18 protein-coding genes are annotated in these 20,570 nt (G+C 70.5%); 10 read left to right on the top strand and 8 right to left on the bottom strand.

From position 1 onward, the window contains the following. Positions 1–415: 415 nt before the first annotated feature. Positions 416–1,126, top strand: coding sequence for a double-CXXCG motif protein (locus tag JYJ93_RS31195; RefSeq protein ID WP_206798203.1), 711 nt, complete (start codon positions 416–418; stop codon positions 1,124–1,126). A gap of 1 nt (position 1,127) precedes the next feature. Here the strand turns inward: JYJ93_RS31195 and JYJ93_RS31190 are convergent, their stop codons facing one another. Further along, a complete protein-coding gene (locus JYJ93_RS31190) occupies positions 1,128–3,518 on the bottom strand; it encodes a glycoside hydrolase family 31 protein (RefSeq protein ID WP_206798202.1) in 2,391 nt (796 codons plus the stop codon). 74 nt (positions 3,519–3,592) lie between these two features. On the opposite strand from JYJ93_RS31190, the gene JYJ93_RS31185 reads away from it, so the two are divergent. Together JYJ93_RS31185 and JYJ93_RS31180 are read left to right on the top strand one after the other, a co-directional pair. Continuing rightward, positions 3,593–3,784: a hypothetical protein gene (locus JYJ93_RS31185; RefSeq protein WP_242543992.1), complete on the top strand. Its 192-nt coding sequence runs from the start codon at positions 3,593–3,595 to the stop codon at positions 3,782–3,784. Positions 3,785–3,877: 93 nt separating this feature from the next. Next, positions 3,878–4,381 carry a hypothetical protein gene (locus JYJ93_RS31180; RefSeq protein WP_206798200.1) on the top strand — a complete coding sequence of 168 codons (504 nt, stop codon included), beginning with the start codon at positions 3,878–3,880 and terminating at the stop codon, positions 4,379–4,381. Here JYJ93_RS31180 and JYJ93_RS31175 read toward each other — a convergent pair. Then, complete coding sequence (locus tag JYJ93_RS31175; RefSeq protein WP_206798199.1) at positions 4,378–4,515, bottom strand: hypothetical protein; 138 nt, start codon at positions 4,513–4,515, stop codon at positions 4,378–4,380. The two genes, JYJ93_RS31180 and JYJ93_RS31175, sit on opposite strands and share 4 nt — an antisense overlap. On the opposite strand from JYJ93_RS31175, the gene JYJ93_RS31170 reads away from it, so the two are divergent. The 3 genes from JYJ93_RS31170 (at position 4,514) to JYJ93_RS31160 (ending at position 8,696) form a co-directional block, all read left to right on the top strand. Then, on the top strand, positions 4,514–6,157 hold the full coding sequence (locus JYJ93_RS31170; RefSeq protein ID WP_206798198.1) for a GMC oxidoreductase: 1,644 nt from the start codon (positions 4,514–4,516) through the stop codon (positions 6,155–6,157). The genes JYJ93_RS31175 and JYJ93_RS31170 overlap by 2 nt on opposite strands. Positions 6,158–6,507: 350 nt before the next feature. Next, entirely contained in the window at positions 6,508–7,959 is a 1,452-nt protein-coding gene (locus JYJ93_RS31165; protein WP_206798197.1) for an ATP-binding protein, read from the top strand. Between the two features lie 65 nt (positions 7,960–8,024). Next, positions 8,025–8,696, top strand: a complete 672-nt coding sequence (locus tag JYJ93_RS31160) for a DUF2378 family protein (RefSeq protein WP_206798196.1) — start codon at positions 8,025–8,027, stop codon at positions 8,694–8,696. 55 nt (positions 8,697–8,751) lie between these two features. Here JYJ93_RS31160 and JYJ93_RS31155 read toward each other — a convergent pair whose 3' ends face one another. Then, entirely contained in the window at positions 8,752–9,279 is a 528-nt protein-coding gene (locus tag JYJ93_RS31155; RefSeq protein WP_206798195.1) for a hypothetical protein, read from the bottom strand. Between the two features lie 209 nt (positions 9,280–9,488). Between JYJ93_RS31155 and dgt the strand changes: the two genes are divergently transcribed. Together dgt and JYJ93_RS31145 are read left to right on the top strand one after the other, a co-directional pair. Continuing rightward, complete coding sequence (dgt, locus tag JYJ93_RS31150) at positions 9,489–10,931, top strand: dGTP triphosphohydrolase (protein WP_206798194.1); 1,443 nt, start codon at positions 9,489–9,491, stop codon at positions 10,929–10,931. A gap of 56 nt (positions 10,932–10,987) precedes the next feature. Then, a complete protein-coding gene (locus JYJ93_RS31145; protein ID WP_206798193.1) occupies positions 10,988–11,662 on the top strand; it encodes an SOS response-associated peptidase in 675 nt (224 codons plus the stop codon). 4 nt (positions 11,663–11,666) lie between these two features. Here the strand turns inward: JYJ93_RS31145 and JYJ93_RS31140 are convergent, their stop codons facing one another. Beyond that, entirely contained in the window at positions 11,667–12,065 is a 399-nt protein-coding gene (locus JYJ93_RS31140; RefSeq protein ID WP_206798192.1) for a response regulator, read from the bottom strand. 202 nt (positions 12,066–12,267) lie between these two features. Between JYJ93_RS31140 and JYJ93_RS31135 the strand changes: the two genes are divergently transcribed. Both JYJ93_RS31135 and JYJ93_RS31130 read left to right on the top strand, forming a co-directional pair. Further along, positions 12,268–13,479: a hypothetical protein gene (locus JYJ93_RS31135; RefSeq protein ID WP_206798191.1), complete on the top strand. Its 1,212-nt coding sequence runs from the start codon at positions 12,268–12,270 to the stop codon at positions 13,477–13,479. 117 nt (positions 13,480–13,596) lie between these two features. Beyond that, positions 13,597–16,338: a response regulator gene (locus tag JYJ93_RS31130; protein ID WP_206798190.1), complete on the top strand. Its 2,742-nt coding sequence runs from the start codon at positions 13,597–13,599 to the stop codon at positions 16,336–16,338. A gap of 21 nt (positions 16,339–16,359) precedes the next feature. Here the strand turns inward: JYJ93_RS31130 and JYJ93_RS31125 are convergent, their stop codons facing one another. The 4 genes from JYJ93_RS31125 to JYJ93_RS31110 all read right to left on the bottom strand — a co-directional run bounded on the left by JYJ93_RS31125 (position 16,360) and on the right by JYJ93_RS31110 (position 20,567). Beyond that, complete coding sequence (locus JYJ93_RS31125) at positions 16,360–17,877, bottom strand: Hsp70 family protein (RefSeq protein WP_206798189.1); 1,518 nt, start codon at positions 17,875–17,877, stop codon at positions 16,360–16,362. Between the two features lie 91 nt (positions 17,878–17,968). Further along, entirely contained in the window at positions 17,969–18,352 is a 384-nt protein-coding gene (locus JYJ93_RS31120) for a GIY-YIG nuclease family protein (protein WP_206798188.1), read from the bottom strand. Beyond that, positions 18,339–18,911 (bottom strand): hypothetical protein, encoded by a 573-nt coding sequence (locus JYJ93_RS31115; RefSeq protein WP_206798187.1) that lies wholly within the window; start codon positions 18,909–18,911, stop codon positions 18,339–18,341. Before JYJ93_RS31115 ends, JYJ93_RS31120 begins: the two co-directional genes overlap by 14 nt. 183 nt (positions 18,912–19,094) lie before the next feature. Then, complete coding sequence (locus tag JYJ93_RS31110) at positions 19,095–20,567, bottom strand: sigma-54 dependent transcriptional regulator (RefSeq protein WP_206798186.1); 1,473 nt, start codon at positions 20,565–20,567, stop codon at positions 19,095–19,097. Positions 20,568–20,570: the final 3 nt, after the last annotated feature.

The raw sequence follows: 20,570 nt of genomic DNA, 5'->3' as shown, positions 1-20,570 counted from the left end.
GCAACTGGGGCAGCGCTCAGTCTCTCCCGGGTGACCGCGACGCCATCTTCGTCATCCGTTGGTACAACCATCCCGCGCCTGCTCCGCCTCCCGATGGCAGGAAGCCCTCCGGCTCGGGATGGGTGAAGCATCACCTCTACTCCCAAGAGGAACGGCTCGCCGAGTTCTTCTGGTGGCGGGGAAGAATCAATGTGCATGACTTCACGATGGTCATTCCTCGTGCGGAGCACGTGCGAATCCATGGGCCGGGAGGACGTGGTGGGCCCTGGAATCAGGCGTGGCGTGACTTCTCTCGCAAGAACTCGAATGCGACTCCGAAGGAGATCCAGGACCCACTGGCTCGGATGATCGTTGACTTCAACATCATGGGTCCCATTGTTTCCTACTATCAGCTTCGCTAGTCGCCGGAGGAGCCGTGAGGTTCTTTGAAGTGAATGCTGCGAAAGGGGCGCGCTTCACCGGATTCATCGATGGCACGCACCGATGGGGATTGCCGGGAGGGTTGTGTCCTGTGTGTGGGTCCAGCCCTGGTGGACTGGGAGAGGCGTATCCCTCCGTGGATCTCTCTGGCTGGGCCCACCGTGAGGAGCTTGCGGAAGCAAGGCAGGTTCCGCTCGAAGAGTACGAGCGACTGCGTGATCTCGTCAGGCTTCAGGTGCCCTTTGAGGCGCCACTGCTGCCAGGGGCCGAGTTCGGGCCGCTCATCGGCAAGGCCTCCGGCAAGTGGAGTGCACTCGATCTGTATGACCCTTGGACCCTGGTGATGCGGAGCGAGATCGTGGACCTGCTGCGTGAAGCAGGTATCGCCCTTCGTGCGAGCAAGATGGACCTGCGCTTTCGGAGCAAGGTCGAGGTGGAGCTGCGGGAGGTCGAGATCCATTGCCGAGGCCGACTGCACGACAGCTGCTTCCCGGGCGGACGGGAACGCCCCTGCGAACGGTGCGGGCGGCAAGGAGGCAGCTATCCAGACGCGCCCATCCTTGATGGGAGCACCCTGACCGGCGACCTGGACCTGTTCCGGCTGACCGACTACACGACCATCATCATCGCCACGGAGCGCTTCGTGGACGCCGTGAACCGCTTCGGATTCGAAGGCGTCGTGTTCAAGGAGATCCCCGTCCTCTGACCTACGGCGCCACGTCCAGCCGCGTCCAATCCGCGGCGACCTGGAGCTCCAGCACCCCGTCCTCGAAACGGTGTGCTCGCGCTCCCGTCACCCGCCGTGCCGACGTCAGCCCATACACCCGCACCGTCTCCTCCGTGCGCGCCCGTGCGAGCGTGCCCGTCTCACTCCGCTCCAATCGCAGCACTCCGTCTGTCACTCCGCCGCGCAGCTCCGTGAGCCGTGACTCGCCGTAGCCGTCTCCCGCGTCCTCGTAGAGCCGGCCGTGGATCTCCGGCGCCGCGTGCACGTGCCACTCCAGGTGCTTCCAGTTCGCGTCCGTGGTGTGCAGCGCCGGCCGTGTCAGCGCCACAGCGCCTCCCGCGCGCAGCCACACCGGCACCGTGTCCAAAGGCCCGTCCGCGATGACGTGCCGGCCTCCCTCGCGGACTTCTCCCGGCCGCTCCAGCCCCGGCCACTCCAACCACGCACCCGCCGGCAGGTACGCCAGCCGCTTCGTCTGCCCCGGCCGCACCACCGGCGCCACCAGCAAATCCCTCCCGAACAGGAACTGATCAAACGCGCCCGCCGCGTCTGCGTCTCCGGGCGCCTCCATCAACAGCGGCCTCATCGGCGCGAGCCCCGTCTCCGACGCCTCGTGCATCAGCGTGTACAGCGTGGGCAGCAGCCGGTACCGCCGCTCCAGCGCCGCTCGCGCCAGCGTCAAGTAGGGCTCTCCGAAGCGCCACGGCTCCTGCGGCGACGTTCCCTTGCCCGCGTGGTTGCGCATCAACGGGTAGAACGTGCCCGTCTGCATCCAGCGCACCAGCAGCTCGCCGTTCGCCCGGCCGATGAAGCCCGGGATGTCCACCCCCGTGAGCGCCACCGCCGCCAGGCCCAACCCCATCAACATGGGCAGCGACGTCTCCAGCTGCGTCCAGTGGCTGGAGTTGTCCCCCGTCCACACCGCCGAGTACCGCTGGATGCCCGCGAACCCCGCCCGCGTCAGCAGGAACGGCCGGGCCTCCGGACGCAGCTCGCGCAGACCTTCGAACGCGCCCTTCGCCATGCCCAGCGCGTAGACGTTGTGCACCTCCAGGTGCCGCTTCTCCCCGTGCCGCGCGTCGTACGGCAGCGTCTTGCCCTCCACCGTGCCGGTGCCTTCCGCGCGCTCGCTCGTCAGCGTGAGGATGCCCACATCCGGCTGCACCCCGAAGCACGACGGCTCGTTCATGTCATTCCAGAACCCCGCCATGCCCAGCGCCACGAAGTCGCGGTGCAGGCCTCCCCACCAGCGCTGCACCTCCGGCCGCGTCAGGTCCGGGAACACCGCGGGCTTGGGCCACACCTCGCCCACCAGCACGCCGCCCCGGTCGTAGCGGACCAGGTAGTCGCGCGCTTTCGCGTCCTCGTACACGTTCCAGCCCGGCTCCAGCTTCAACGCCGGGTCGATGATGGGCACCAGCCTCACGCCCTGCGCCGCCGCCTCGCGCACCAGGCCCGCCGGGTCCGGGTAGCGTGCGCTGTCCCAGGTCCAGACCTTGTACCCATCCATGTAATCGATATCGAGATACACGCAGTCCAGCGGCAGGCCGCGCTGACGGTAGCCCTGGATGACGCCCCGGATGTCCTGCGCGTTCTCGTAGCCCCAGCGGCTCTGCTGCGCGCCCAGGCTCCACAGCGGGGGCAGGGGAGGCCGCCCCGTCAGCGCCGCGTACCTGCGCACCACGTCCGCGGGCAGGGGCCCCGCGAAGAGGTAGCAGTCCAGCTCCGGCCCCCACGACTCCCACGCCATCCGCGACGCGTCCGCGAGCGCCACGTCCACCTCCGAGCGCCAGGACTCGTCCAGGAAGAACCCCCACGCCACGCCGTCGCGCAGGCCCATGAAGAACGGGATGGACTGGTAGAGCGGATCCGTGTCCGGGTGGTGCGGCACCACGTCCGTGTTCCAGAACGTGAAGTGCATGCCGCGCTTGTCCAGCGGCCCCACCTTCTCTCCGAACCCCAGGTAGCGCTCGCCCTCTGGCGCCCGCAGCTTCAGCCGCGCGCGGTGCCGGCTCATCGGATACGCGGCCTGCACCTCGCCGGACACGTCCACGCAGCGCGCCAGCTCGCGCCCATGCGCGTCCCGGAAGCGCCACGTCCCCGACTCCGTGTCCACGTCCAGGGACACACCCTCCGCCGTCACCCGCGCGCGCTCGCCGTCGCGCTCGACCTTCAAGGGGTGGACCCCTTCGGCGATGACGGACCAGGACCGCTTGCCGGGCAGCTCGGGATGGAGGAAGCCGATCTCCGACGACACCGGCGCGTGTCTCAGCCGCAGCACTCCGGGCAGCGGACACGACACCTCCAGGACGGCATGCCGGCCGGACAGGCGCAGCCGGTGGGATTCGACGTGGGCGTCAGCGACGTGCATTCTTCGCAATCTAGGGAGGCCGCGCGGCCCGCACCCGCCTTTCCTTCCGGGCCCGTGCGATGCTGTCCACTGTCATGACGCCGCCCCCTGATCCGCTGCCATTCCCGGACAGCCTCTGCCACCGCTGCGCCGCGCCGCCCCGCTACGTCCAGACGCGGACCTCCACCTTCATCATGTGTCCGCTCCTGCCCCAGAAGTACGCGCCCCAGCCCGTGCGCGCGTGCTCACTGTTCCGTCCCCGCGAGCCCGGCGCCACACCTGGGTAGCCCCCTCGGGCTCCGAAGCCGAGCAGGCAGCGGGGCGGCACAGGCCAGTCCCCGGAAGGCATCCGTACCTTTGTCACAAGCAAAGGAGCCTTCATGGCCAGCCGTCGGAAGACCCACGCCGCTCCGCGTCGCAAGCACTCGGCCGCCACGCCCGCGAAGCGCGCCGCGCGCAAGAACCCCGCGTCCGCCAGCGCCAGCGGCCGCTATACGAACCCCGCGCTGCGCGAGCGCCTCAAGAAGCGCATCATGAAGAGCGACAAGGGCGGCCGCGCGGGCCAATGGAGCGCGCGTAAGGCCCAGCTCCTCGCCGCTGAATACAAGAAGGCCGGCGGCGGCTACCGGGGCTCCCGTGGCACCGCGCAGCGCCACCTGTCCTCCTGGACGAAGGAGAAGTGGGGCACCCAGGACGGCGGCACCCGCGCCCGCCATGGCCGCACCACCGCGCGCTACCTGCCCAAGGAGGCGTGGGCCCACCTGAGCCCCGCGCAGAAAAAGGCCACCGAGCGGCGCAAGCGCGCCGGCTCCCGGGCGGGCCGCCAGTACGTCGCCAACACGCCCGCCGCACGCCGGGCGAGGAAGCAGGCCTCGAAGCGCTAGCCCGCGCCCACCCGTCCTTCCATTTCGAAGGCGTGCGACAGCTCCCGCCAGGACGGCTCGCGCTCGTGGCATAGAGTGCGGACCTCCTGGAGGTGGGGACCGCTCACGCCCGAAGGAGACTGGGAGGACGTCATGGACTGCGACTGGCTCATCATCGGCTCGGGGTTTGGCGGCAGCGTCAGCGCGTTGCGGCTCGTCGAGAAGGGCTATCGCGTGGTGATGCTGGAGAAGGGCCGGCGCCTCCGGGGCCAGGACTTCCCCAAGTCCAACTGGAACCTGAAGCGCTGGCTGTGGATGCCCCAGCTCGGGTGGCGCGGCCTCTTCAAGATGACCTTCTTCCGCCACGTCACCGTGCTGTCCGGCGTCGGCGTGGGCGGCGGCTCGCTCGTCTACGCCAACACGCTGCCCATCCCACGGGACGACTTCTTCGACGCTGCCTCCTGGGGCCACCTGGCGCCGTGGAAGCAGGAGCTCGCTCCGCACTACGCGACCGCGCGCCGCATGCTGGGCGCCACCGTCAACCCGCTCAACACCTTCCCGGACCAGGTGCTCAAGGAAGTGGGCCAGGACCTGGGCCGCACCGACTTCCAGCCCACCACCGTGGCCGTCTACTTCGGTGAGCCCGGCGTCACCGTGAAGGACCCCTACTTCGGCGGCGAGGGCCCGGACCGCACCGGCTGCAACGCGTGCGGCGGCTGCATGCTGGGCTGCCGCAACAACGCCAAGAACACGCTCGACAAGAACTACCTCTACTTCGCGGAGAAGAAGGGCCTCACCCTCCACGCGGACACGGAGGTGACGTGGGTGCGCCCCCTGCCCGGCGGTGACGGCTACGAGGTGACGGCGAAGGAGGGCACCGGCTTCTTCAGGAGGACGCGCCGCTTCACCGCGAAGCACGTCATCTTCGCGGGCGGCGTGCTGGGCACCCTGGACCTGCTGCTCAAGCTCAAGGCCTCACCGGACGGGCTGCCCCACCTCTCCGAGCGCGTGGGCGACGGCGTGCGCACCAACTCCGAGGCGCTCATCGGCATCATCAGCGGCAAGAAGCAGAAGGACCGCGACCTGTCCCGGGGCATCGCCATCGGGTCCATCCTCCACACCGACGAGCACTCGCACCTGGAGCCCGTGCGCTACCCGGAGGGCTCCGGCTTCTTCCGCCTGCTCATGGCCCCCCACGTCCCCGGAGCCACCGCGTGGTCGCGAGTGGCCCGGCTGGTGGGGCTGCTCGCGCGCCGCCCCGTGCGCTTCCTCCAGGCCTTCTTCGTCCCGGACTTCGCGCGCCGCACGATGATCCTCCTGTACATGCGCACCATGGAGGGCCACCTGCGCATGCGCCGCGGCCGCGCGCTCACCACCGGCTTCCAGAAGGGCCTCACCACCGGCCTGCAGGAAGGCCCCGCGCCCACCGCGAACATGCCGGAGGCCTTCGACCTGGCGAAGCGCGTGTCCGACAAGCTGGATGGCTACCCCATGACCATGGTCAGCGAAACGCTCATGGGCATCCCGACCACCGCGCACATCCTGGGCGGCGCGTGCATGGGGGACTCGCCAGCGACCGGCGCCATCGACGCGCGCCACCGCTTGTATGGCTATGAAGGCTTGTATGTGGTGGATGGCGCGGCCATCTCCGCCAACCCGGGCGTCAATCCCTCGCTCACCATCACCGCGCTCGCCGAGCGCGCCATGACCTTCATCCCCGCTGCCCGGGAGCTGCCCCGGGGCGACACGGACGCCACGCTCGAAGCGCCCTCGCGCCCCCAGGCCGCTGTTTCCTGACACGCCCCCGCGGGCGTGTACGTGGATGCCCCTGGTGCCCCCTTGGGACCTGGGGACGGGCGCCATTGATCAGACGTGAGCGCCGGGCTCGTACTCCGGTCCTGACTTGCGCGAGTCCGGTGGACGCGGGGATGGCCTGCTTGTCATTGTTGGCTGCGAATGCACGGGATGCCGCCACCCTGGCGCCGTCCCACACCGTCGACGTGGGTGGGAGTCGACAGTGTTCAGGCAAGGGCACTCCGGGTGCCCCCAGGCAGCATGGTTGACCCGAAGATTTCCGTGTAGTTCTGATTTTGCAGGATTATCTGCTTTCGCCGCCGGTCCGGCCGGGTGAAGAGATGACTCCGTTCATGTCAGCCTTTTCCATTCATGCTCCGGTGAATGTCCTGTCTGGCCTGGAGGGCCGGGCGGCGGCGCTGTTGGCGTTGCAGTTGCGTGAGTCGCGCAAGCGGGTGGATGGCCTGTTCACCTGGCTGGTGTTGGGGCAGTGGGCGGCGGCGGTGCTGGTGGCGGTGTTCGTGTCTCCCTATGGGTGGGAGGGCAAGGTGCGCGCGCTGCACCTGCACGTGCAGACGGCGGTGCTGCTGGGCGCGGCGCTGAGCGTGTTCCCGGTGATGCTCACGCGGCTGCACGCGGGGGAGGCGGCGACGCGGCACGTGGTGGCGGTGAGCCAGATGCTCTGGTCCGCGCTGCTCATCCACCTGACGGGGGGGCGCATCGAGACGCACTTCCACATCTTCGGCTCGCTGGCGGTGCTGTCGTTCTACCGCGACCCGAAGGTGCTCTTCACCGCCAGCCTGGCCATCGTCGCGGACCACTGCATGCGGGGCGCGCTGTGGCCGGAGTCCGTCTATGGCCAGCTGCACCCGGAGTGGTGGCGCTTCCTGGAGCATGCCTTCTGGGTGGCCGCCATCGACGTGGTGCTGGTCGTCGCCTGCCGGGACGCGCTGCGCGAGCTGCGGGAGCGGGCCGGGCGCCAGGCCCTGGCGGAGGCCTCCATCGAGGAGGAGCTGGCGCTGCGAGCGGGGCAGCTGGACGCCGCCGTGCGCGAGGTGCACGCCGTGCGCGGCCACGTGGAGCAGATGGAGCGGCTGGCGTCGCTGGGGCAGCTCACCGCCAGCGTCAGCCACGAGCTGCGCAACCCGCTGGCGGCCGCGCGCACCGCGCATGCGTTCGTCCTGCGCCGGCTGCGCAAGGTGGAGACCCTCCCCTCGGATCCACGCATCGCGCGCTTCCTGGACATCATCGACCGGGAGCTGCAGGCGTGCTCGGTCATCATCTCCGACCTGCTGGACTACGCGAAGGGCCGGCCCCCGCGCCGCACGCCCTGTCCGCTCAAGCCGCTGGTGGAGGAAGCCATCAGCGTGGTGCCGTGCCGCGACGGCGTGCGCGTGGACAACCAGGTGCCGGACGGGCTGCCGGTGCCGCACCTGGACCGCGAGCAGTTCCGCCAGGTGCTGGTCAACCTCATCCAGAACGCGGTGGAGTCCATTCCGTCGGAGCGCTCCGGGACGGTCTGCGTGCACGCCGACGCGTTGGGGGATGGCGGCTGGAGCCTGCGCGTGACGGACGACGGGCCGGGCATCCCCGCGCCGCTCCTGGAGCGCATCTTCGAGCCCATGTTCACCACCAAGCTGCGCGGCACGGGGCTGGGGCTCGCCATCGTGAAGCGGCTGGTGCAGGGACATGGCGCGCGCATCCAGGCGGAGAGCGACTTCGGCCACGGCTCGCGCTTCACCGTCCTCTTTCCCGAGCGTCTCTTCGCTGAGGCATGCGCGCCGGCCGCCGCGGCGCATCCCTGAAGAGAGCAGCGGCACGTTGGCGACTCGTACGTGGGGCGTGGGCTCACGCGATAACGGAGGCAGGCATGCAGGCACAGGCGAAGCCGTACCCGGAGGCGGGTGCGGTGGAGGCGGACTGGGCGGTGCGGCGCATGGCGGCGACGGAGCTGGACACCGCCCGGGGGATGTTCTTCCTGGGGGTGCTGGAGACGGTGCGCACCGGCGCGGGCGAGGACGCGGTGGCCGCCTGCCGCGCCGTCACCGACGAGCGCCGCTTCGTGGGCTTCTTCAACTACCCGGTGGCCAGCTTCCTCAAGCTGGCGCAGGTGGCGGCGAGGCAGTTGTCACCCCGGTGGGGCGGGTTCGACGAAGCGCTGCGGCAGATGGGGATGCAGGCCACGCGCAGCTTCCTGGAGTCCGCGGTGGGGCGCACGTTCCTGCTCCTCGCCGCGGGGGACCCGCGCAAGCTCGTGACGAACCTGCCGTCCGGCTACCAGATGGCGGTGAGCTACGGGGAGCGCACCGTCGACTGGAGGGGAGAGGGGGACGCGCTGTTCACCATGCGGCGCGACTTCATGCCGCCGGCCTATCACGAGGGCGTCTTGCGCGAGGTGCTCACCATGGTGGGGGCCCGCAACGCCCGGGTCCAGGGGCGCAAGCTGGGCCTGCTGGACACCGAGTACCACATCACCTGGGACGTGCCCGTCGTGCTGCCCGCGGACCCCCCCAGGCCGTCGCGCTGGCGGATGTTCCAGTAGGGCACTTGGGGGACCGGGAGTTGGGGCCCGGTCCCCATGCGCCGCGCGCTTCCCGTCAGAAGGCGACACCCGTCTGGATGAGCGGCGTGAAGCTGACGCCGCCGTCTCCCGGCACGCCGGTGACGAAGAAGGGCAGATCCAACTCCACGAACCACTTCAGGCCTTCGTGGATGGCGAAGCCCTTGTTGATGATGGGGACGAGGCCCAGGTTGAACGGGACTCCGGGCCCGACCTGCACGGCGGTGCGCAGGCCCCCGGCGAAGGGGCCAAAGTCATACACGACGCCGGGGTCCACGACGATGCTGGTGCTGGCCTTCGCCGGCGTGCCGTCGTTCTCGAAGTCCCAGCGTGAGAAGGCGATGAACTCGAAGTCGATGGCCCACTTCTCGTTGAGCTTCACCGTCACTCCCGGCGCGATGCCCACCGTGAGGAAGTCCGCGAAGATGCCCGTGGTGCCCTCGTCGGTGAAGCTCACCAGCGGCACCGCGACGCCCCAGTGCCCGCCCACCCGGGGCCACGCGCCGGCCTTGCCTTCCTCCGCGTCCGCCCACTGGGGCATGGCGCCCGTCAGCAATACAGCCATCCCCGCCAGCCCGACCGTCCCCCTCCAACCCTCGCGGCACCCCATGGCGCTATCTCCCCTCTCCGTCGTGAGAGAAGAGAGTGGGAAGCAGGGCGGTCCGCGCCAACCCTGGTGGGACCCGGGGGCGGGTGCGCGTGTGTTTCCGGATGACGCGGGGCTTGCGCCCCCGGTGCGGCGGCGCTCTCTTCGCACCGGGAGGTCTTCACCGCGTGAGCCGCAGTGACAGTGAGGAACGGACGGAGCGCTGGCGGCGGCTCTTGTCGGACATCCGCGTCGGGTCGGAGCCGCGCTCCGCGCAGGAGGAGGAGGCCGCGCACCGGCAGCTCGATGAGCGCAATGACTACTCGCGCGACTATGATCGCATCGTCTTCTCCAGCGAGTTCCGCTGCCTGCACGACAAGACGCAGGTGTTCCCGCTGTCGACGAGCGACTACACGCGCACGCGCCTCACGCACAGCATCGAGGCCTCCTGCGTGGGCCGCTCGCTGGGCCATCAGGCCGGGTTGGGGTTGAAGGCGCAGGGCGTGGAGTTGGACCCCTCCCACCTGGGCACCATCGTGGCTGCGGCGTGCCTGGCGCACGACATCGGCAACCCGCCGTTTGGCCACTCCGGAGAGGCGGCCATCCAGCACTGGGTGGGGCAGCGGCTCTCACCGCCGGGGGAGGGGACGAAGAGCCCCTTCGCGACGGAGGCGGAGTGGCGCGACCTGCGCGACTTCGAGGGCAACGCGCAGGGCTTCCGCATCCTCAACCGGCTCCAGTCGCGCGAGCGCCGGGGCGGGCTGCGCTACACCGCCGCGACGCTGGGGGCCATGAGCAAGTACCCGCGTCCGTCGGTGCTGCCCGGCTCGCGGCGGAAGTCGGAGGGCGTCGTGTCGGAGCGGAAGTTCGGCTACTTCCAGGACGACGTCGACCTGGCGCTGGAGGCCTTCCGCGCCACGGGCCTGCGCGAGCGCGAGCCCGGCGTGTTCAGCCGACACCCGCTGGCCTTCCTCGTCGAGGCGGCGGACGACATCTGCTACGCGGTCATCGACCTGGAGGACTCCGCGAAGCTGGGGCTCGTGCCCATGGAGCGCGCGTGCCAGCTCCTGGAGTCGGTGCTGCCGGAGCCCACGGTCCGCAAGCCGCCCAGGCACCTGGAGACGCGGATGGCGCAGGCTCGGGCGCGGGTCATCGGGAAGCTCATCCCGAAGTGCGTGGAGGCCTTCGTGGAGCACGCGCACGCGCTGGAGACGGGGCGGGCGGAGACGTCGCTCACCGAGCTCAAGCCCGACGTGCGCGCGCATCTGGAGGAGATCACCGACTTCACCCGCGAGCACGGCTACTGGAGCGAGCGCGTGCTCCAGATTGAAAGCGCGGGCTTCAAGACGCTGGGCGGCCTCTTGGACATGTTCGCCCTGTCGGTGGTGGCGGAGGTGCCCAACGCGGAGGAGAAGAAGCTGCGGCAGCTCCTGCCCATGGAGTGCTTCCAGCGTCCGGAGTTCGCGGCGGCGGATGAAGCGGCGCCGCGGCCGTTGCGGCGGGACGAGGCCATCCAGCGGCTCACGCCGTACCAGCGGCTGCTGTGCGTGACGGACTACATCACCGGCCTGTCGGACAGCCGCGCGGTGGAGCTGTACCAGCGCCTGTCTGGCATCCAGCTGCCCACGTAGGCCACCGGGCGCGGGGAACGTGCGGCGCCGGCCGCCGGGCGCTACGCTTCACCCCCATGTGTGGCCGAGTCACCGTCCGGACCTCTCCCGCGCAGCTCGTCGCCGAGCTGGAGCTCGCGGGCGCGCGCGCGACGCTGGAGCGCGAGCGTTTCAACCTCTGTCCCACGCAGCTCCTGCCCGTGGTGCCCAATGACGGCGCCAGGCTGTTGGACGTGTTCCGCTGGGGGCTCATCCCGTCCTGGGCGAAGGACGCGTCCATCGGCAACAAGCTCATCAACGCGCGCGGTGAGACGGTGGCGGAGAAGCCCAGCTTCCGCTCGGCGTTGAAGCGCAGGCGGTGCCTGGTGGTGGTGGACGGCTGGTACGAGTGGAAGCAATCCACGAAGCCCAAGACGCCGTACTTCTTCCACCACCGCGACGGGAAGCCGCTGGCCCTGGCGGGGCTCTGGGAGGAGTGGACCGCGCCGGACACGGGCGAGGTGCTGCGCACCTGCACCATCATCACCACGGGGCCCAACGCGCTGATGGCGCCCATCCACGACCGGATGCCCGTCATCCTGTCGCGGGAAGGCCAGGCCGTGTGGCTTCGCCCGGAGCCTCAGGAGGCGTCCGTGCTGCTGCCGCTGCTCGTCCCCGCGCTGGAGGCGCCGCTGGACGTCCACGAGGTGGCGCGCGGGGTGAACTCTCCCGCCAACGACAGCCCGGAGTGCGTGGCCCGCGTCGCGGCCTGACGCGCTATCCCGCCGTGGAGCTGCCCCCTTCCCCCGAACTCGGCCAGTACGGGGCGACGGCCTCCTTCAGCAGCTCCATGTGAAGGGGCTTTCTCAGGGTCCCGACGACGCCGGCCATCCGCTCCGTCTGGAAGCTGGCGGTGAGCACGAAAACGGGCAGTCCGCACAGCGTCGCGTCGTCATGCAGCCGCCGCAGGAAGCCGTAACCGTCCATCACCGGCATCATCAAATCCAGCAGGACGATGCAGGGCTTGCGGCAGGACGCCAGTGCCAGCAACCCCTCTTCACCATTGGTCGCCGTCAGCACGGAGTAGCCTTCGAGTTCGAGATACCGGGCCGTCACTTCCAGCTCCGGCTCGTCATCAATGAGGAGGATCAAGGGCGGGGTCGTCTCGTGGGGCACGGCTCTCTCTTCCGTGTGGTCAAAGGAAAGCTAGGTCGCCCGAGCGCCGCACCGCCCAGGGTCATCCTTTGATTCCGGGTCGGTGGTTCCAGCCACGGCCAGTAAAGCAGGGGGTTGGCTGGCCGTCTGCCCTGAAACAGTGGCGCGGCGGCCTTGTGACACTTCCTGGGTACCCTGGGAAAAGCCCCCTAGGATTCGCGCCATGACGTCCTCCGACAGGGCCGCGCCGGACAAGCGCCGGCGCATCGCCGTGGCATCCCTGACGGGGCTCGCCTTGCTGGCCGGCTGCGGCCTCCTGGGCGCGGAGGCCTGGTACCAGCGGAAGTTCGAGACCCCGCTGCGCCTCCACGGCGAGGCGCTGGCGGCGAACGTGGACGCCTACTGCGCCGAGGAGGCCGCGCTGGGCGCCGACCCCTGGTTCCACGAGGGCCGGACGGAAGGGGACGCGGGCCTGCTGCTCAATGCGTGGCTGCCCTGGTCGCGCGACCTGAAGCGCCCTCCTCCGGAAGGCTCGCCGCTCGTCCTCCCCGAGTCGCTGCGCGAGGAGGCCCTGGACCTGAAACAGGGCCGGTGGCTCACCGCGAACATCGACGTGTCCCGCCTGGACTTCGGCTGGATGGTCCGGCTGCTGGCCTATGACCGGTGGGACCTGTTCAACGGCAGCCCCCTGAGCGCCGAGGGCCGTTTCAACTGGGCCTCCGGGGACGTCCCCGACCTCTTCCTCCTCCAGCGCTGGGCCAAGTTCCGCATGCTCCACGGCCTGAGGACCGGCCACCCCGTGGAGGCCGCGCAGCAGGTGCGCCACCTGGCGTGGCTGAGCCTGCGCACGGACTCGCTCGTGGGCGGCCTGGTCGCCGTCAACCTGCTCGACATCGAGCGGCTCGCGCACGACGCCATGCCCTTGCCCCCGGCGGACTGGACGCCCATGTCCGCCGAGCAGACGGCCCGGATGAACGCCCTGCTCCAGACGGCGCCCCAGTTCGCGGGGCTCGCCGCGCCCCCGGACGTGGCCCAGAGGGCCCGCGGCTGCGCGACGGAGGCGAACCGGTGCATCGCGCTGACGGAGACCGCCTTCCTGGCGCGGCTCCTGGAGCCCGTCGTGGAGCCCGGCGGGGCCCCGTCCCTGGAGCACGCCACCGCCGCGCTCGACCGGGCCCTGGAGGACGCCGGCTGCCCCACGTCCGCCGCGCACGAGGTGCGCACACGCGGGGTGACGGTGGAGGACCCTGCCTCCGGCATGTCCTCCCTGGCCTCGTCCGTGGCATGGATCCCCTTGGCCCCCGGCCGCCAGGTCCGCTCACACCTTGCCCGGGGCGTCCTCGCCAGCACCCTGGGAGACCTCACCCCGTTACATGAAAACAGGACGAAGCATCCCGCCCCCCTCCAAGGCCAGGCAGGCCTTCCAACCCCCTGAATCGCCGTCCCGGGACCGCCGGGAATCGGACTGCGCCTGCCCACCTCCACGGTTTTCCATGGATGACATGGAACTGGCGCCTCGACTGACCTACAGTTCTTGAACGGAGGGGGAAGTTTGCCCGAACTGCCACCCAGCGCGTATCCGGCCTTGTTCGAGCACACGCGAGACGGCGTGCTCGTCCTGGACCCGACCCTGCGGGTCGTGGCCGTGAACCGCGCCGCGGAGGCGCTGCTGGGCCCTCGCGACCTGTGGGTGGGGCAGTCCGTGGAGGGCGTGCTGCCCGGTTGGACGCCCCCTCGGGTCTCTTCCCCGGACGAAGGCCCCCTGGAGACGGACGTCCCGGTGGGCCCGGTGCGCTCCGTGCGGGTGCAGGCGGTGCCGCAGCAGGACGGCGGCTGGCTGCTGCTGCTCCGGGGCCTGGACGCGGTCCAGGTGGCCGAGTCCAGCCTCCGGCAGCAGAAGGAGTTCTTCGAGGCGGTGGTGCGCCACAGCCCGGTGGCCATCATCACCATCAGCCGCGCCTTCGAGGTGCTGTCCTGGAACCCCGCCGCGGAGCGGCTCTTCGGGTACACGCCGCAGGAGGCGCTGGGCCGCAACATCCTCAGGCTGGTGGCCAACGCGGACGAAATCCGTCCGGAGGCCGAGGAGACGTCGCGCGAGGTGCTGCGCAAGGACCGCGTGCACGTCGTCACCCGCCGCGTGCGCAAGGACGGCACGGTGGTGGACGTGGAATTGCGCGCGCTGCCGGTGACGGTGGCCGGCCAGTCCATGGGCTTCATCGCCATCTACCACGACGTCACCGACCTCCAGCGGGCGCGCCAGGCCGCCGAGGACGCCAACCAGGCCAAGAGCCTGTTCCTGGCCACCGTGAGCCACGAAATCCGCACGCCGATGAACGCCATCATCGGCATGGCGGGGCTCTTGATGGACACGGCGCTCACGCCCGAGCAGCGCGACTTCGCGTCCACCATCCGCCAGAGCGGGGACGCGCTGTTGGGGCTGCTCAACGACATGCTGGACTTCTCCAAGATCGAAGCCGGCCGGGTCGAACTGGAGCAGCAGCCCTTCAACCTGCGCCAGTGCGTGGAGTCCGTGTTGGATCTGCTCGCCATGCGCGCGAGCGAGAAGTCCCTGGACCTGGGCTACCACGTCACGGACGAGACGCCCGTCACCGTGGTGGGCGACGGCGCGCGCCTGCGGCAGGTGCTGCTCAACCTGGTAGGCAACGCGGTGAAGTTCACCGAGCGTGGCGGGGTGTCCATCTCCGTGGACACGCCGCGCCAGCCGCTCGCGCCGGGCGGGCTCTTCGAGCTGCACTTCTCCGTGCAGGACACCGGCCTGGGCATCAGCGAGGCCGCGCGCGCGGGCCTCTTCCAGCCCTTCAACCAGCTGGATGAGTCCGTGTCGCGCCGCTACGGCGGCACCGGCCTGGGCCTGGCCATCAGCAAGCGGCTGGTGGAGGCGATGGGCGGGCGGCTGTGGATGGAGAGCGAGGGCGTGCCGGGCAAGGGCGCTACCTTCCACTTCACCTTCCAGGCCCGCGAGGCCCCGCGAGGCGCGGAGGCCCTGCGCCCGGACGCGCTGAAGCTGCACGGCCGGCGCGTGCTGGTGGTGGACGACAACGCCATCAACCGCAAGCTGCTGGGCCGCCAGCTGGCCGCGTGGGGCATGGCCATCGTGGAGGTGGGCTCCGGCGCGGAGGCGCTGACCAAGCTGGAGTCCGGGGCCCGCTTCGACCTGGCCATCCTGGACCACCGGATGCCGCTGATGGACGGCCCCACGCTGGCGGCGCACATCCGCCAGCAGCGCGACGCGCGCGAGCTGCCCCTGTTGCTGCTCACCTCGTTCGACCAGCGCGACGCGCAGCCGCCCGGCCTCTTCACGGCGGTGCTGCCCCGGCCGGTGAAGGCGTCGCAGCTGCATGACGCGCTGATGACGTGCCTGGCCCAGGACCTCATCTCCGCGCGGCCCATGCCGCCCGCGCCCGCGCCCGCCACCCGCGAGCGCTCCGTGTTCAACTCACGCCCCGGCGAGCAGATGCCGCTGCGCATCCTGCTGGTGGAGGACAACCCCACCAACCAGAAGCTGGCGCTGCTGGTGCTGGAGCGGCTGGGCTACCCGGCGGACACCGCGAACAACGGCCGCGAGGGGCTGAACCTCCTGACGCGCAAACGCTACGACGTCGTGCTGATGGACGTGCAGATGCCGGAGCTGGACGGCCTGGAGACGACGCGCCAGCTGCGCAAGGACATGCCCCTGAGCGACCAGCCGTGGGTCATCGCCATGACGGCCAACGCGATGACGGCGGACCGCCGCGAGTGCCTGGACGCGGGCATGGACGACTTCCTCAGCAAGCCCATCCGCGTGGAGGAGCTCATCTCCGCGCTGCGCCGCGCCTGGGAGCGCCTGGCGCGCGAGCCCGGGGCCGCCCCCATCGTCCGTGCTTCGGAGTCCCCGCGCATGGGCGCCCCGCGCATCCGGGGCCTGGAGTCGGGCGCGTTGGACCGGCTGTGGCAGTCGCTGGACGGCCAGGTGGAGCGGATGCTCCCGGAGCTCGTGGACACCGCGCTGGAGAGCATGCCCCGGCTGATGGAGGACGCGCGGGGGGCGCTCGCGCGCGGCGAGCTGGAGAACCTGGCGCGCGCCGCGCACACGCTCAAGTCCAACGCGGCCTACTTCGGCGCTGCCATGCTGGAGTCGCTGTGCTGGGACATCGAGCAGCGCGCGGACGCCCGGGTGATGGACGGGATGGAGCCGCTCGTCGCCCACTGCCAGGAGGCGCTGGAGGAGAGCCGCCGGCTCCTGGAGCAGCTCAAGGGCACCGTGGTGCCCGGGCCCAGGCCTGACGCCTGCTAGGCCCCACCGGGGCCGGCCCTCTCAAGCCCGCTGGGGCGCGTTCGGGTCGCTGATGGTGAGCGGCTGCCGCTGGCCATCCTTCGCGACCAGGCTCGCGGTGAGGGAGAAGTCCGGCCCCATGCGCAACTCCAGCGTGGTGGGGCCCGGGTGGGCCACGCGCCAGTCCGGCTCGATGCGCACGGTGCCCAACAGCTCGCGCTCCACGGTGGTGCGGTCCAGCGCCTCGAAGAGCGCCACCGGCACGGGGCCCGGCCAGGGCGGCAGCTCCAGGTCCACGGTGCGCGTGCCGGGCACGGGCGTGTTGGCGGGGAGCACCTCGTGCTGGCCGCCGCCGGGCACCATGGCGCCAATGGGCATGGGCACCACGTCCGACAGGCCGCTGATGCCGCGCGCCAGGTTGCGCCCCAGGATGGCCGCGCCCACGGCCACGCCCAGCTCCGGGTGCACTTCCTTGTCGGATGACAGCTTCTTGAAGTGGGCCAGGCGCGTGCGGATGGCGGGCATGCGCGTCTGGCCGCCCACCATCACCAGCTCGTCGATGGCGTCCGGCTTCAGGCCCGCCTTCTCCAGCACGTCGTCGCACGCGGCGGCGGTGCGCTCGATGAGCTGGAACACCATGGCCTCCATCCGCTCGCGGGTGAGCGTGACGTTGAAGTCCACGAAGGCGCCGTCCTTCTGCGTGATGCAGGGGATGCGGATGGGCACGGACGCGCCGCTGGAGAGCGCCATCTTCGCGGACTCGGCGGCGAAGACCAGGCGCTGCATCACCACCTTGTTGCCGCGCAGGTCGACGCCGTGCTGCTTCTGGAAGTCGTCCACCAGCGCTTCCACGATGGCTTCATCGAAGTTGGCGCCGCCCAGGAACGCGTCGCCGCCGGTGGCCAGCACCTTCACCACGCGGTTCTGCACGGACATGAGGGTGACGTCGAAGGTGCCGCCGCCCAGGTCGAACACCATCACCGTCTGCTCGGGGTTGCGCAGGTTGGCGTAGTAGAGCGCCGCGGCGGTGGGCTCGTTGACGATGGCGCGCACGCGCAGGCCCGCCTTCTCCGCGGCGTGGCGGATGGCCTCGCGCTGGCGGATGGTGGCGTGCGCGGGCACGGTGAGCACGCACTCCTTGAATGGCGTTCCGGCCGCGTGCGTGGCCAGCGTGTTGAGGTGCTTGAGGATGAAGTGCGCCACGTCGATGAGCGGCGTCACCTTCCCGTACACCTCCACGGCGGTGTAGCCGTCCGGGCCCTCCACCAGCTCGAAGGCGAAGCGGTTGCGGTGGCGGGCCACGTATTCGGACTGGAAGCGGCGGCCCAGGAAGCGCTTGGCGCCGAAGATGGTGTGGCGCGGGTCGTCGATGATCTGCCGCCGCGCCGCCGGGCCGACGATGGCCTTGTCGCCCGCGTGGAACCACGCGATGGAGGGCAGGGTGAGGCTCTTGTCCGCGATGGGCACCACGCGCAGCTTGTTCGCCTTGTCGAAGAAGGCCGCCGCGGTGTTGGTGGTCCCGAAGTCAATGCCGAGGATGGGGGCGGCGCTCGTGCTCATGTGGGGCCGCCATCCTCGCACGTCCCGCCGCGCCGGGGCACCCGGCACGACGGTTCGCCTGTGCGCGGAGGTCGGTTGAACCCACCGTGTGTCAGGTCCTGGGCGGCGTGTTGTAGCCGGCGTCGCCGTAGGGCTTCAGGCGCTCCAGCCACATCTCCTCCAGCACCTTCAGCTCCTCCACGGGCGGAGGCCCGCCGGGCTCCTCGCGGGGCTTGAGCCGGTCCAGCACCTCGAAGGAGAAGGCCGCTTCGCCGTGGCGCTCCCAGTCCGCCTGCAGCTCGGGGACGCGGTGCATGCGCTGGGCGAACTCGAACCGGATGCGGTTGAACATCGCGGTCAGGTTGAGGGCGTGGCCCACGAACAGCTTGCCGTTGGCGTGGCAGCGGATGGCGTAGATGCCCATGGGCACCTCCGCTTCCTTGTAGGCGCGCTTGCGCTCCGAGCGGGCCGCGCGCGAGTCGTCACCGGACGCCATGGTCGCCTCCGAAGCCCCGCGAGACGAGCTTCGCCTCCAGCCGCTCCTTCGCGGCGGGGTCTCGTGGCCGCACCCAGTCGCGGCCCATCCGTTCCCAGTCCGCGTCGCGCGCGTCGATGCCCAGCGCCTGGAGGAAGTCGGCCTCGCAGATGAAGCACTGGGTGCCGAAGGGGAAGAGGAAGCCGCCCTGCGCGTCCAGCGAACGCGCGGCCTCCGCGTAGGTGGAGAACCACCGGTTGAGGAACGGGCTGTGGCCCTTCCGGAAGAAGGCGCGCGTGTCCAGCGTGTGCGCGCCGCCCTCCAGGGCCTGCTTCAGCTCCGTCCAGGTGGTGTGCCCGGCCTCCCGCGCGACGACAGCGAGCCCGTGCTTGTGCTGCACGGTGTCCCGCCGCGCGAGGACTTCACCCAGGGACAGGGACGCGAAGAAGGGCAGGGCGCGCATCCGTTCCGCGGCGCGCGTGGCGCGGGCGGTGTCGGACGAGTCCAGGTCCTTGAGGAGCAGGGACGCGCGGACCTTGTATTCATGAAGCGTGACGGGGAGGGGGCTGCCGGTTCCCATGACGAATCCTCCGGTGCTGGCCCTCACCCGTTGGGGGACCGTGGAAGGACTGCATCAGGGGTCTGGCGACAGCGGGTGAAGCGAGGGTGACGTCGTCTTTCCGGGCGGCGGGCACCCCTCGGCACCCGTGGGACGAATAGACCAGACGCGTCCCACGGTCGTCAAACGCGGCCTGGATGCTCGCTAGGACTCGGACTGTCCGCGCCGCAGGCCCAGGGCCTTCATTTTTTTATAAAAGTGCCCGCGCTCCAGGTCGAGGATCCGCGCCGCCTCCGTCACGTTGTCGTGCGTGTGGGCGAGCACCCGCTGGATGATCTCCCGCTCCGCGTCCTCCACCTGCTCGCGGAAGGTCTGGTCCACGCGAGGCCTCCAGCCGCCCGGGTTCGCGGTGACAGGCTCGGAGGCGGGCCCGGCGGCGGGCGCGGCCTGGGCGGGCGCCGCGACAGGGGGCGCATCCCCGCCCACGGTGGGCTCGGGCATGGGGGGCAGGGGACGGCCCCGGGGCAGCAGCTCCAGCGCGTCCGTGCGCGAGACGACCGGCCCCTCGCAGAGGATGGCCAGCCGCTCCACCAGGTTGCGCAGCTCGCGCACGTTGCCCGGATAGTCGTACGCGCTCATCACCGCGAGCGCGTCCGGCGACAGGGCCAGGGGCCGCCGCCCGTTCTTCGCGCACGCCTCGCGCAGGAACGTGTCGATGAGGTCCGGCAGGTCCTCACGGCGCTCGCGCAGCGGCGGCGAGTGAATCTGCACGACGTTGATCCGGTAGTAGAGGTCCTCGCGGAATCTCCCCGCGGCGATCTCCTTCTCCAGATTTTTGTTCGTCGCGGCGATGACGCGCACGTCCACCTTGAGCGTCTCCGCGCCGCCCACGCGCTCCAGCTCGCCCTCCTGGAGCACGCGCAGGAGCTTCGACTGCATGGCGGCCGGCATGTCGCCAATCTCGTCCAGGAAGAGGGTGCCCTCGTGCGCCAGCTCGAACTTGCCGCGCCGCACGCTCACCGCGCCGGTGAAGGCGCCCTTCTCGTGGCCGAACAGCTCGCTCTCGATGAGGTCGTGCGGCACCGCGGCGCAGTTGAGCTTCACGAACGGCCCGCCCTTGCGCCGGGAGTTCTGGTGCAGCGCCCGCGCGATGAGCTCCTTGCCGGTGCCGTTCTCACCGGTGATCAGCACGCGCCCCTCGCTGGGCGCTGTTCGCTGGATGAGGGAGAAGATGCGCTGCATGGCGGGCCCGCCGCCCACCATGTCGAAGCGGCCCAGCTCCGCGCGCAGCTCCTGCAACTCCTCCATCGCCGCCTGGTGCTTGAGCGCGTTGCGCAGCGCCACCAGCAGCCGGTCGCGCGCCAGCGGCTTCTCCAGGAAGTCGCGCGCCCCCAGCTGCGTCGCCTTCACCGCCGTGTCGATGGTGCCGTGGCCGGACATCATGATGACGGGCAGGTCCGGCTTGAGCTCCGTGAGCCGCGCCAGCACCGTGAGGCCGTCCATGTCCGGCATCTTCACGTCCATCAACACGGCATCCACCGGCCGCGCGCTCACCACGTCCAGCGCCACCTGACCGCTGCTGGCCAGCTCGGTGCGGTAGCCGGCCAGCTGCAACGACTGGCTCAGGGTGAGGAGGATGTTCTTTTCGTCATCAACAATCAGGACCGCAGCGGGCATGGG

It is taken from the genome of Corallococcus sp. NCSPR001 (assembly GCF_017309135.1).
Lineage (GTDB): Bacteria > Myxococcota > Myxococcia > Myxococcales > Myxococcaceae > Corallococcus.
This window is presented reverse-complemented; position numbering and strand designations above follow the sequence as displayed.